The following is a 12063-nucleotide window of genomic DNA, read 5'->3' as shown; positions in this document are numbered from 1 at the left end:
GCGGCTCAGTCCAGTCCGTTGGCCAGGGCCAGGGTGTCACCGGTGCGCAGCCGGCCCTGATCGGAAACCAGATACAGCACCGCGTTGGCGACATCCTCGGGCGACAGCAGTCCGGGGCGGGGACGGCCCTTGGCGAAGACCTCCTCGACATCGGCGCGTTCGGGGTCGGCCAGGTCCGGACGGATCACCCGGTAGGTCTGCGGGTTGTGGATCATCGGGGTGTCCACGCCCGAGGGCAGCAGTGCGTTGACGGTGATGCCGTGCTCGGCGACCTCGTAGGCCAGCGAGCGCACCAGTGCGACGACCCCGGCCTTGGCGGCCGCGTAATGGGCTGCGTCGCGGGCACCGGACCTCGCCACGCTGGAGGCGGTGGCGATCAGGCGTCCGCCGGTGCCCTGGTCGATCAGATGCGGCAGCACGGCGCGGAAGGTGTTGAAGACCCCCGTCAGGTTGACGTCGATCATGGTCCGCCAGCGCCGTTCGGTCATCGTCGCCAACGGCGACCCGCTGGCGATCCCGGCGTTCGCGATCACGATGTCGAGGCGGCCGAACTGCTCGAGTGCGGTGTCGGCCACCTTCTGCATGGCGGCCAGATCCCGGACGTCGCCGGTGAGCGCGAGGCAGCGCCGGCCCTCGGCTTCGACGGCGCGGACGGTGTCCTGGACGTCGGCCGGAGTCGGCAGCGGGTAGTCGACCTCCTCGATCTGGGCGGCGACATCGCAGAAGATGATGTCGGCGCCCGCTCGGGCCAGGGTGATCGCGTGGGCGCGGCCCTGCCCGCGGGCACCGCCGGTGATGAGTGCGAGCCTGCCGTGGAGTGCGGTCATACCGACAGCCTGCGCCACACCGCTACGAAGCGCTAACGATTCTGTTGTGGGTCCGTATAGGTGGTGGCCCCGCGCGCACAGTCGTGGTCAGCTGGGATCGATGTCTGCTACAAGGTTTTCTCTGGGTTCGCCCACCTTCTATCTGGGCGTGGCTGCCGCGGCGGGTGCCGCGGTCCTGGTGCTGTCCCCGTCGGCCGCGGCCGTCCCCGAGTCCGACAGCCGGGGCTACGTGGAGTCCACGGCGCGCTGTGCGTCGCCGGCCACCGCGGTCATCTTCGGCAGCACGGACAGTTCGCGGGTCGCCATCTGCCAACAGTCCGACGGCTCCTACCAGTACCGGGGTGTGCGGGTGCGCGACGGCGCCCGGCTGGTGTTGCCGGCCACCGCGACCGGGGACGGGTACGTGGCCAAGAACGACGGCCTGTCCTACACCGTCACCTCCGACTCGCTGGTGATCAGTTCGGGCTCGAAGGTGATCCGCGACGAGCAGCTGTTCGATGTGCACGAGCCCGGCCGTACCGCTCAGCCGACGGTCACCTCGTCGACGACGACGTCCAGCACGACGTCAACCGCCCCCACCTCGACATCGGCGACCAGGACATCGACGACGCCGTTGCCGCCGCCGCTGCCGGCCGAGGTGGGTGGCAGTTAGCCGGACGGGGTGGCGGCCGATTGCGGTGCGCGCAGCAGGTTCTGGGCGCAGTCCAGTAGGAAGCGGTGCAGGTCGACGTCGGAGATGTCCTGCAGATGGGGCTCGGCGGTGCTGCCGAAGACGCCCGCGGTGATCATGGTGATCGCGACCCGGGTGCCGACATCGTGGGTGGCGCCGATCAGCAGTTCGCGCAGGCTGTCGGTGATGTCCTCGAACTCCTGATGCGACCGCACCAGCGAGATGACGGCGGGGTCCCCGTAGAACAGCGACCCGATGCGGCGGTGCCGCACGGCGAGTTCGACGAATCCGCTGATGGTCGCGTCGCGGCGCGACTCGGCGGAGGTGATGGACTCGGCGATGCGGACCAGCCGGGCCATATCGTCGAACACCGGCCGGACCACGGCCAGCACGATGTCGTCCTTGGTGTGGAACTGGTAGTAGATCGCGGCCTTCCGCACCCCGAGGTGATCGGCGATCATCTGCAACGAGGTGCCGTTGACGCCGCGCTCGGCGAACAGGGACAGCGCGGCCTCGATCACCCGCTCGCGCGCGAACCCGCGCTGCGACACCGGCTTGGCCATCGTCATCCCTTCCTTCTCGTCATCCCGATCATCGACGCGACATTCCGGACACTTTGACATGCCGCGGGCCGCAATGCGGCGGATAAGTTGTCCCCGTCACATTTTCTAGCCGCCTGACTTGTACTAGCTTAGCCATATGGCTAACCGGGCTGCAGCCGGTTAGCAACGCTGCATGAAAGGCCTACAACGAGATGGCGTGCCCACGGTGAACGTGCTGAAGCGGGTTTGGATACCACTGGTCATCGTGGCGGTGGTGCTGGTGGCGACGTTCACCGTGATGCGGGTGCGGACCTTCTTCGGCACCGGCCCGGGCTACATCTCCACCGAGAACAGTGCCTCCGATGACACCGAGCCCTTCGACCCGAAGGTGGTCAAGTACGAGGTGTGGGGCGAGCCCGGCGCCACGGCGAACGTGAACTACATGGATCTGGACGCCAAACCGGTGCGCGCCGACAACGTCACCCTGCCCTGGGAGATCACCTTGAGCACCACCGCACCGTCGGTGTTCCCGACCATCTCCGGCCAGGGTGACGGCAGCACGCTGTCCTGCCGGATCACCGTCGATGACGAGGTGAAGGACGAGCGCACCGTCAACGGCGTCGGCGCGCACACCTATTGCCTGGTCAAGTCCGCATGAGCGAGCAACGCGAGCGAATCATCGGCACTGAATGCGGCGCCCGAGCCTGCGAGGTGGCCGCATGAGCGTAGACGAACTGCGGACGGACACCATCCCGGTCACCCAGCCCCCGCGCCGCGGTGGCATCGCCAAATGGGTTCGCACCCTGGCCCTGCCGATCATCATCGGCTGGGTGGTGCTGATCGGCTTCCTGAACGTGTCGGTCCCGCAGCTCGAAGAGGTCGGGCAGCTGCGCTCGGTCTCGATGAGCCCGAACAACGCCCCGTCGGTGATCGCGACCAAGCGGGTCGGCACCGTGTTCGAGGAGTTCACCTCCGACAGCTCGATCATGGTCGTGCTGGAAGCCGACCGGAAACTCGACGAGGCCGATCGCGACTTCTACAAGGACATGATCGCCAAGCTGGAGGCCGATCCGTTCCACGTCCAGCACGTGCAGGACTTCTGGGGCGATCCGCTGACCGCGGCCGGCGCGCAGAGCTCCGACGGCCAGGCCACCTACGTGCAGGTGTACACCGCGGGTAACCAGGGCGAAGCGCTGGCCAACGAGTCCATCGAGGCCGTCCAGGACATCGTCTACGGCATGCAGACCCCGCCCGGGCTGAAGGTCTTCGTGACCGGACCCGCGGCGCTGGCCGCCGATCAGCAGATCGCCGGTGACCGCAGTATGCGGATGATCGAGGCGCTCACCTTCACCGTCATCATCGTGATGCTGCTGCTGATCTACCGATCGTTCCTCACGATGCTGATCACCATCTTCATGGTGCTGATGTCGTTGCTGGCCGCCCGGGGCGTGGTGGCCTTCCTGGGCTACCACGAGATCATCGGCCTCTCGACGTTCGCCACCAGTCTGTTGGTCACGCTGGCGATCGCGGCGTCCACCGACTACGCCATCTTCCTGCTGGGCCGATATCAGGAGGCCAGGTCCGCCGGTGAGGACCGGGAATCGGCGTACTACACCATGTTCCACGGCACCGCCCATGTGGTGCTCGGCTCGGGCCTGACCATCGCCGGCGCCACCTTCTGCCTGCACTTCACGAACATGCCGTACTTCGTGACGCTGGGCATCCCGCTGGCCGTGGGTATGACCGTCGTGGTGCTGGTGGCCCTCACCATGGGGGCCGCGATCATCACCGTGGCCACCCGTTTCGGCAACCTGCTGGAGCCCAAGCGGGCAATGCGCACCCGCGGGTGGCGCAAGATCGGCGCGGCCGTGGTGCGCTGGCCCGGTCCCATCCTGGTCAGCACCATCGCGGTCACCATGGTCGGCCTGCTGGCATTGCCGGGCTACCAGACCAACTACAACGACCGCGCGTACCTGCCGTCCGACCTGCCCGCGAACGAGGGTTACGCGGCGGCCGACCGGCACTTCTCGCAGGCCCGGATGAACCCGGAACTGCTGCTGGTGGAAAGCGATCACGATCTGCGTAACTCGGCGGACTTCCTGGTGATCGACAAGATCGCCAAGGCGATCTTCCGCACCGAGGGCGTCGGCCGGGTGCAGGCCATCACCCGCCCGCAGGGAACCCCGATCGAGCACACCTCGATCCCGTTCCAGATCAGCATGCAGGGCACCACGCAGAAAATGAACGAGAAGTACCAGCAGGACATGATGGCCAACATGCTCAAGCAGGCCGACGACATGCTGACGACCATCACCAACATGGAAAAGATGAGCGCCATCACCGTGCAGATGGCCGCCGTCACGCATTCGATGGTCGGCAAGATGAAGGACATGACGCTCGACATCGCCGAATTGCGGGACAACATCTCGAATTTCGACGATTTCTTCCGGCCGATGCGCAACTACTTCTACTGGGAACCGCACTGCTTCAACATTCCCGGCTGCTGGGCGCTGCGCTCGATCTTCGACACCCTCGACGGCATCGACGTGATGACCGACGGCATCGAGGACATCATCCCGGACATGGAGCGCCTCGATGCGTTGATGCCGCAGATGGTCGCGCTGATGCCGTCGATGATCGCGACGATGAAGAACATGCGCACCTACATGCTGACCATGTATCAGACCCAGAAGGGCATACAGGATCAGATGTCGGCGATGCAGGACAATTCGTCGGCCATGGGTGAGGCCTTCGACGCCGCGCAGAACGACGACTCCTTCTATCTGCCGCCGGAAACCTTCCAGAACGAAGACTTCAAGCGCGGCATGAAGAACTTCCTGTCCCCCGACGGGCACGCGGTGCGCTTCATCATCAGCCATGACGGAGATCCGTTGAGCGCGGAGGGCATCAAGCGCATCGACTCGATCAAGCTCGCCGCGAAGGAGGCCATCAAGGGCACCCCGCTGGAGGGCTCGAAGATCTATCTCGGTGGCACCGCGGCGACCTTCAAGGACATGCAGGACGGCGCGAACTGGGATCTGATCATCGCCGGGATCGCGTCCATCGGGCTGATCTTCATCATCATGCTGATCATCACCCGCAGCATCGTGGCCGCCGCGGTGATCGTCGGCACGGTGGTGGTCTCGCTGGGTTCGGCGTTTGGGCTCTCGGTACTGGTCTGGCAGCACCTGATCGGAATTCCGTTGCACTGGATGGTGCTTCCGATGGCCGTGATCATCCTGTTGGCCGTCGGGGCGGACTACAACCTGCTGCTGGTCGCCCGGTTGAAGGAAGAGATCCACGCGGGCCTGAACACCGGCATCATCCGGGCCATGGGCGGCAGTGGGCAGGTCGTGACGGCCGCGGGTCTGGTGTTCGCGTTCACCATGATGTCGATGGCGGTCAGTGAACTGACCGTGATCGGCCAGGTGGGCACCACCATCGGTCTGGGCCTGCTGTTCGACACCCTGGTGATCCGGGCGTTCATGACGCCGTCGATCGCCGCGCTGATGGGTAAGTGGTTCTGGTGGCCGCAACGGGTGCGTGAGCGCCCGGTGCCGGTGGACTGGCCCAAACAGGAAACGAAGCAAGGGGTCTGAGTGTTGAGAACCAAGTTGGCGGTGCTGACCGCCGGGGTCGCCTCGGTTGCGGCGGTGGCCCTGGCCGCGCCGGCGCAGGCCGACCCGGACACCGCCTTCGCCAAGGAACTGCAGAGCTACGGCATCTACGGGCAGAAGGACTACAACGCCTGGATCGGCAAGATCGCCTGCAAACGCCTCGACCGCGGGGTGGACCTCAACGCCCGCGACTCGGCGAAATTCGTCTCCGATCAGCTGCAGCGCGGCAGCAGCACCGAACAGGCCTGGCAGTTCCTGGGCGCTGCGATGAACTACTACTGCCCCGACAAGCGCGTTCTGCTCACCGCACAGTGGGACCGAAGGGAAAAGCCATGACACTCAAGACGTTCAAGAAGTACAGCCTGGCGACTCTGGCTGCGGCCGCTGCCCTGACGCTGGCGCCGGCGACCGCATCGGCCGACGCCACCGACAACTACCCCATCCCCAACAAGATCCTGCACACCCCGTGCACCGCCGAGCAGATCCTGGCCGCCACCCGCGACACCAACCCGGTCTACTACGAGCGCTACATGATCGACTACAACAACAAGTCACCGGAGGTACACCGCGCCGTCCAGGACCGCATCCACTGGTTCTTCGCCATGGACTACGCCGGCCGCCGCCAGTACTCCGAGGACACCGCCACCAACGCCTTCTACGAACAGCTGTCCTGGAACTGGCCAAACTGGGCCAAGATCTTCTTCAACAACAAAGGCGTCGTGGCGGCATCCACCAAGGTCTGCATGAACTACCCGCCCGACGACATGTCGGTCTGGGTGTGGTGACCCGGCACCCTAGCTGAGGTGGTGCACCTCCTGCAGCCCGTACACCGGGGTCGGCAGCCCTTCGTAGCGCGCCTTGAGCTGCAGGGCCAGGTACAGCGAATAGTGCCGGGACTGGTGAAGATTGCCGCCGTGGAACCACAGGTTGGGCTGCTGGGTGGGCTTCCACATGTTGCGCTGTTCGCCCTCCCACGGTCCCGGGTCCTTGGTGGTGTCGCTGCCCAGACCCCACACCTTGCCCACCCGGTCGGCGACCTCCTGGCCCATCAGGTCGGCGGCCCAGCCGTTCATCGAACCGAACCCGGTGGCGTACACCACCACGTCGGCGGGTAGCTCGGTACCGTCGTCCAGCACAACGGAATTCGTGGTCAGGTGGGACACATTGCCGTGCGCGAGCTTGATGCTGCCGTCGGCGACCAGATCGCATGCGCCGACATCGATGTAGTAGCCCGACCCGCGCCGCAGATACTTCATGAACAAGCCGGAATCGTCATCGCCGAAGTCCAGGTCGAAACCGGCCGCCTCCAGTCGCTCGTAGAAGTCCTTGTCCCGCTCGCGGATCGCGTTGTAGATGGGGATCTGGAACTGGTGCATGATCCGGTACGGCAGCGAGGCGAACGTCAGATCTGCCTTCTCCGTCGTCATCCCGGCGGCCAGCGCCCGCTCCGAATACAGGTCCCCCAGACCCAGGTCCATCAGTGAATCGGACTTCACGATGTGGGTGGACGACCGCTGCACCATCGTCACGTCGATGTCGTTCTCGACCAGGGCCTTGCAGATGTCGTGCGCGGAGTTGTTGGCGCCGATGACCACGACCCGCTTGCCGACGTACTGGTCGGGCCCGGGGTGGTGGCTGGAATGGTGCTGTTCACCGGTGAACTCGTCCTGGCCGGGGAAGGCCGGCACGTTCGGCTTGCCGGACATGCCGGTGGCCAGCACCAGCTGCGTCGGATGGAGGGTGAGACGCTCGCCGTCGCGGTCCACCTCGACCGTCCACCGCTGTTCGGCCTCGTCGAAGGTCGCGGACAGGCAGGTGGTCTTGGACCAGTACGGGACCTCCATCACCTTGGTGTAGAACTCCAGCCAGTCCCCGATCTTGTCCTTCGGGGCGAACACCGGCCAGTTCGGCGGGAAGGGCAGATACGGCAGGTGGTCGTACCAGACCGGGTCGTGCAGGCACAGTGACTTGTAGCGCTTGCGCCACTGATCGCCGGGGCGCTCGTGCTTGTCCACCACGATCGCGGGCACACCCAGTTGCCGGAGCCGGGCGCCCAGCGCGATGCCGCCCTGCCCGCCGCCGATCACCAGGGTGTAGGGCTGCTCGGAGTGGCCCAGTGCGAGCTCCTCGTCGAGCCTGCGCTCCGCCCAGGACCGGGTGTCGGGATCGGAGCCGTGTACCGCGCCGAGCACCCGGGTGGCGCCCTTGGCCTCCTCATGTCCCTTGAGTTCCTGCAGGGTGGTCAGCAGCGTCCAGGCGGTGTCCGCTCCGTCATCGCTTCCTTTCAAGCGGAGGTGGCCGTCGCCGCGACCCGCCGCGGTCTCGAATTCGATGAACGCCGAGACGACGCCGTCACCGTCATCGGTGGGGGTCTCGCGGGTTCGGAACCCGGAGGGATCGGTGCCGGCGAGCCGGTTCTCCAGCATGTCCCCGATGGCTGCGCGGCCCTCGAGAGTCTTGAGGTTCCAGGTGAACGACACCAGGTCGCGCCAGAAGCTGTCCGCGGCGAACATGCCGGTGGCCCGCTCGATATCGCGGGTGGCCAGGGCCGTCTCGAAGCCGGACAGCCAGGCGTCCACCCGCTCCTGCGGTGACCGGGTGGCGGTCGAGGGGGCAACGGGGAAGTCAGCGGTCTGAGTCATGTGAGCCAGCACACAGCAGACCGGGATCGGCGCACAAGGGCTGCAACCCCCTGCAACCCTCACGGTTGTGCGCCAGCTCACATGGGCATGTCGGTATGACAGCCACAGGGACCCGCACGATCCCCGCCCCGCTGCGCGGCAAGGTGGCCCTGGTGACCGGCGCCGGCCGCGGTATCGGCTGGGGGCGGAGGGATGGTCTGCCGGTGACCCGCGCGTGACACTCCCTGTGACGGGGAGCACAATCGGGACGATGCCCGGCCCCTCGATCCCCGAGCCCGCGGTCGCGATCGGTGACGACCCGCGACAGTACGCCATGCTGCTCTCCGAGGTGTACGACGCGACCATGGCCGGTGGGCGTGGGCCGGCGAAGCCGCGCCAGGTCATAGCTGAATCCTGGAACAGGTTGCTGGACAGTGGGATTGACCCCGAGCATCACGACCCGCCCGAGGTCGACCGCAGTGGACTGGATGTGCTACGCGAGTCCTCGGGACTGATGGCGGTACTGGCCGACATCTCGCGCGGGCTGGAATCGGTGATCGCCGATGGCAGCAACATCCTGGTGGTGGCCGATGCCCGCGGCCGGGTGCTGTGGCGTTCGGGCACCCCGCGGGTGCTGTCCAAGGCCGATCGGCTGGGCTTCGTGGAGGGCGCCGACTGGGGCGAGCCCGCGGTGGGCACCAACGCCATCGGCACCGCGCTGGTCTCCCGGCGGGCGGTGCAGGTGTTCTCTGCCGAACATTTCCTGCGCAGCCACCACACCTGGACCTGCGCCGGGGCGCCGATCCGGGACCCGCGCACCGGGCATGTGATCGGTGCCGTCGATGTCTCCGGACCGGCCGCGACCGTGCACCCCACCACGGTCGCGCTGGTGGACCTGGTGGCGCGGCTGGCCGAATCCCGGCTGCGGGAGGTGCACGAACGCACCCTGAACCGGTTGCGCGCGGTCGCCGCCCCGATGTTGGCCCGGATCGGTGCACCCGCCCTGGCGGTGGACCCGGACGGGTGGGTGGCCGCAGTCGACCGACTGCCCCCGCACAATCGGATTCTGTTGCCGCACAACGCCGAATCTGGACGGGTGTTCATCCCGGCGCTCGGTGCGTGTGAACTGGAGCCGCTGTCGGGTGGGTGGCTGGTGCGCCCTCTCGAGGAGACCGCGGACGGGGCAGGCGCCGATGCTGCCGAGCGGACCTCGCAGGTCACCCTGGACCTGCGCAATCAGAGTGCGCCGATGCTGGCGATGATGGGACCGTCGGGGTCGTGGCGGCGCGACATCTCACCGCGGCACGCCGAGATCCTGCTGGTGCTGGCCGTCCATCGCGGCGGCCGCAGTGCGACCGAGCTGGCCGCCGACCTGTACGGTGACGGCTCGCGGGCGGTCACCGTCCGCGCCGAGATGTCGCGGCTACGAAGGCAACTCGTCGGCCTGATCGCCGCCCAGCCCTACCGGTTCGCCGACGGCGTGGTGGTGGACCTGCACACCCCGGCCGACGGGCGGGGGCTGCTCCCGGCGTCGACCGCGCCGGCCGTCCGGGTCATCCGCGATCAGCGCGGCCAGGTGTGACCCTGCACCAGCGGTTCGGTGCCCAGATAAGTGTCCGCCCAGGCGCCGATGATGCGGCCGGCCCGCCGGGCCTGTCCCGGACCGGTGAGCAGATGCTCGGATCCCTCCAGCGAGACGAAGCTGCGGGGATGGCGGGCGGTGTTGAATATGTCACTCGCATTCCCGATGCCGACGGTGTTGTCGGTCGGCGAGTGCAGGATCAGCAGCGGGAGCTTGAGGCCGGCGATCTTGTCCTCCAGCCGGGCCCGGCGCACATCCTTGACGAACGCCCGTTTGAGCGTCAGCGTCCTGCCGCCGACCATCCACTGGCCGCTGCCCTCGGCGAAGACCTGTTCCAGACAGGCGTCGTACTGATGCTCGACATGGGTCGGGTCGAACGGCGCGCCCACGGTGACCACCGCCCGCACCCCGGGACAGTCCCGGGCCGCGGCGATCGCCGCGGATCCGCCCCAGGAGTGTCCGACCAGCAGGTCAGCCGGGGTGCCCCGGTCGGCCATGAACCGGCAGGCGCGGATCACGTCGTTCACCTTGCAGGTGAACGATCCGTCGCCCCAGTCGCCCTCTGACCCGCCCAGGCCGAGCGCGTCGAACCGCAGCATGCCGATCCCGTCCGCGGCCAGCTGCTTGCAGATGCGGGCCGCGGCGGGGGAGTCCTTGCCCAGGGTGAAGCCGTGCGAGAACACCCCCCAGCCCCGCGCCGGACCCTCCGGTGGATCGATGATCCCGGCCAGGCTGGGACCGGTGGCGCTGGGGAAGGTGACGCGTTCGGCCATGCCGGAGGTTTACCACGGGGTGCCCCGGGTCAGCACGGGGTCGTTAGGGTGTCGTTCGTGCCGCTGAACACCGTCGCGCTGGAACTCGTCCCACCGAACGTGGAACGGGGTGCCCGGTATGCCGTCGAGGAGGCGGTCAAGGTCCGCGCGTTGTCGCAGGAGACGGGTGTCGCCATCGGCCACATCATGATCCCCGGGATGATCGACGAGGACGATGACCGTCCCGTCGAGATGAAGCCCAAGATGGACGTGCTGGAGTACTGGTCGCTGATCCGGCCCGAGCTGCCCGACTCCCGCGGCCTGTGCACCCAGGTCACCTCGTTCCTGGACGAGTCCGCATTGCGCAGCCGGCTGACCGAACTCAACGCGGCCGACTTCGACGGCATCGCCTTCGTCGGGGTGCCCCGCACGCTCAAGGACGGCGAGGGCGGTGGCGTCGCCCCCACCGACGCGCTGTCGACCTTCGCGACGCTGGTACCGAACCGCGGCGTCATCCTGATCCCGACCCGCGAGGGTGAGCAGGGCCGGTTCCGGTTCAAGCTGGACCAGGGCGCCACTTATGGGATGACCCAGCTGCTGTACTCGGATGCCATCGTCGGGTTCCTCACCGAGTTCGCCCGGACCACCGAGCACCGCCCGGAGATCCTGCTGTCCTTCGGGTTCGTGCCGAAGCTGGAGTCCAAGATCGGACTGATCAACTGGCTGATCCAGGATCCGGGCAATGCGGCCGTCGCCGCCGAGCAGGAGTTCGTCGGCCGGCTGGCGACCCTGGAACCTAATGAGAAGCGCAAGGAGATGCTCGACCTGTACAAGCGGGTCATCGACGGGGTGGGCTCGCTGGGCTTCCCGCTCAGCGTGCACTTCGAGGCCGCCTACGGCCCGTCCAAACCGGCGTTCGACACGTTCGCCGAGATGCTCGACTACTGGGCGCCGGACAACTCCAACTCGAGCACCGGATAGTCCGCGAGCATCCTGCGCAGCGCCGCCTCGAACTGCCACATCGAGGTGAGGTCGTGGTCGAGCCGGCAGTCCGCTGCCACGCACCCGGCCGGCAGCGCCGCGTCGTGCATCCGGTCGGCGATCTCGTCGAACAGACTGTGCGGGGTGGCCAGGTAATGACGCCGCCCGGTCGGGGTGCTCACCGTGGCCGCCACCAGCAGCCCGTGCTCGGTCGCGACGACATGGGTGACGGTGACGGCCACCGCGGCATGCGTCTCGGCCCGGGCCCATTCCGCGGCGGCGACCCGGCCGGCCAGCACGTGCAATCGGACATCGTCGGTGAGCAGCCTCGGGAAATCCGTCCGCGGCAGGAGTGTGCCCGCCGGAAGGCAGTCACGCAGCATCGCGCCGAAGTAATCGGTCTCCAACAGATCAGACATGGATACCTCCATGGGCGTCGAGACCTCGAGCGTGCACCTGCGCGGGGCGGAT

Annotated in this window: 13 protein-coding genes; 8 read left to right on the top strand and 5 right to left on the bottom strand. The window is 67.2% G+C overall.

The window, feature by feature from the left end:
- Positions 1-5: 5 nt before the first annotated feature.
- Positions 6-827, bottom strand: coding sequence for a mycofactocin-coupled SDR family oxidoreductase (locus tag K0O62_RS28275; RefSeq protein WP_073859755.1), 822 nt, complete (start codon positions 825-827; stop codon positions 6-8).
- A gap of 100 nt (positions 828-927) precedes the next feature.
- On the opposite strand from K0O62_RS28275, the gene K0O62_RS28270 reads away from it, so the two are divergent.
- Positions 928-1479, top strand: a complete 552-nt coding sequence (locus tag K0O62_RS28270) for a hypothetical protein (protein WP_073859754.1) — start codon at positions 928-930, stop codon at positions 1477-1479.
- On the opposite strand, the gene K0O62_RS28265 is transcribed toward K0O62_RS28270, so the two are convergent.
- Positions 1476-2066 (bottom strand): TetR/AcrR family transcriptional regulator, encoded by a 591-nt coding sequence (locus tag K0O62_RS28265; protein WP_425561806.1) that lies wholly within the window; start codon positions 2064-2066, stop codon positions 1476-1478. The two genes, K0O62_RS28270 and K0O62_RS28265, sit on opposite strands and share 4 nt — an antisense overlap.
- A 166-nt stretch (positions 2067-2232) precedes the next feature.
- Between K0O62_RS28265 and K0O62_RS28260 the strand changes: the two genes are divergently transcribed.
- From K0O62_RS28260 to K0O62_RS28245, 4 genes are all read left to right on the top strand, one after another.
- Complete coding sequence (locus tag K0O62_RS28260) at positions 2233-2697, top strand: MmpS family transport accessory protein (protein WP_165777152.1); 465 nt, start codon at positions 2233-2235, stop codon at positions 2695-2697.
- A gap of 61 nt (positions 2698-2758) precedes the next feature.
- Positions 2759-5638 (top strand): MMPL/RND family transporter, encoded by a 2880-nt coding sequence (locus tag K0O62_RS28255; protein WP_220045484.1) that lies wholly within the window; start codon positions 2759-2761, stop codon positions 5636-5638.
- Positions 5639-5992, top strand: a complete 354-nt coding sequence (locus tag K0O62_RS28250; protein WP_234800306.1) for a DUF732 domain-containing protein — start codon at positions 5639-5641, stop codon at positions 5990-5992.
- A complete protein-coding gene (locus K0O62_RS28245; RefSeq protein ID WP_073859513.1) occupies positions 5989-6441 on the top strand; it encodes a DUF5078 domain-containing protein in 453 nt (150 codons plus the stop codon). Before K0O62_RS28250 ends, K0O62_RS28245 begins: the two co-directional genes overlap by 4 nt.
- Positions 6442-6450: 9 nt before the next feature.
- Here K0O62_RS28245 and K0O62_RS28240 read toward each other — a convergent pair whose 3' ends face one another.
- Positions 6451-8298 (bottom strand): NAD(P)/FAD-dependent oxidoreductase, encoded by a 1848-nt coding sequence (locus tag K0O62_RS28240; RefSeq protein WP_073859514.1) that lies wholly within the window; start codon positions 8296-8298, stop codon positions 6451-6453.
- A 95-nt stretch (positions 8299-8393) separates the two neighbouring features.
- Between K0O62_RS28240 and K0O62_RS28945 the strand changes: the two genes are divergently transcribed.
- Positions 8394-8516: a hypothetical protein gene (locus K0O62_RS28945; RefSeq protein ID WP_264002099.1), complete on the top strand. Its 123-nt coding sequence runs from the start codon at positions 8394-8396 to the stop codon at positions 8514-8516.
- A 32-nt stretch (positions 8517-8548) separates the two neighbouring features.
- A complete protein-coding gene (locus K0O62_RS28230) occupies positions 8549-9859 on the top strand; it encodes a GAF domain-containing protein (protein ID WP_073859515.1) in 1311 nt (436 codons plus the stop codon).
- Here the strand turns inward: K0O62_RS28230 and K0O62_RS28225 are convergent.
- Positions 9841-10632 (bottom strand): alpha/beta hydrolase family protein, encoded by a 792-nt coding sequence (locus K0O62_RS28225; protein ID WP_073859516.1) that lies wholly within the window; start codon positions 10630-10632, stop codon positions 9841-9843. The genes K0O62_RS28230 and K0O62_RS28225 overlap by 19 nt on opposite strands.
- A 57-nt stretch (positions 10633-10689) precedes the next feature.
- Between K0O62_RS28225 and K0O62_RS28220 the strand changes: the two genes are divergently transcribed.
- The gene (locus K0O62_RS28220; RefSeq protein WP_073859564.1) at positions 10690-11592 is read left to right on the top strand and encodes a mycobacterial-type methylenetetrahydrofolate reductase; all 903 of its coding nucleotides are present in this window, start codon (positions 10690-10692) and stop codon (positions 11590-11592) included.
- On the opposite strand, the gene K0O62_RS28215 is transcribed toward K0O62_RS28220, so the two are convergent.
- Entirely contained in the window at positions 11553-12011 is a 459-nt protein-coding gene (locus K0O62_RS28215; RefSeq protein ID WP_131817477.1) for a glucose-6-phosphate dehydrogenase, read from the bottom strand. The two genes, K0O62_RS28220 and K0O62_RS28215, sit on opposite strands and share 40 nt — an antisense overlap.
- Between the last annotated feature and the right edge of the window lie 52 nt (positions 12012-12063).

The organism is Mycolicibacterium diernhoferi (assembly GCF_019456655.1).
Lineage (GTDB): Bacteria > Actinomycetota > Actinomycetes > Mycobacteriales > Mycobacteriaceae > Mycobacterium > Mycobacterium diernhoferi.
Note: the sequence above shows the minus strand (reverse complement) of the source record. Positions and strands in the feature narration are given on the sequence as shown.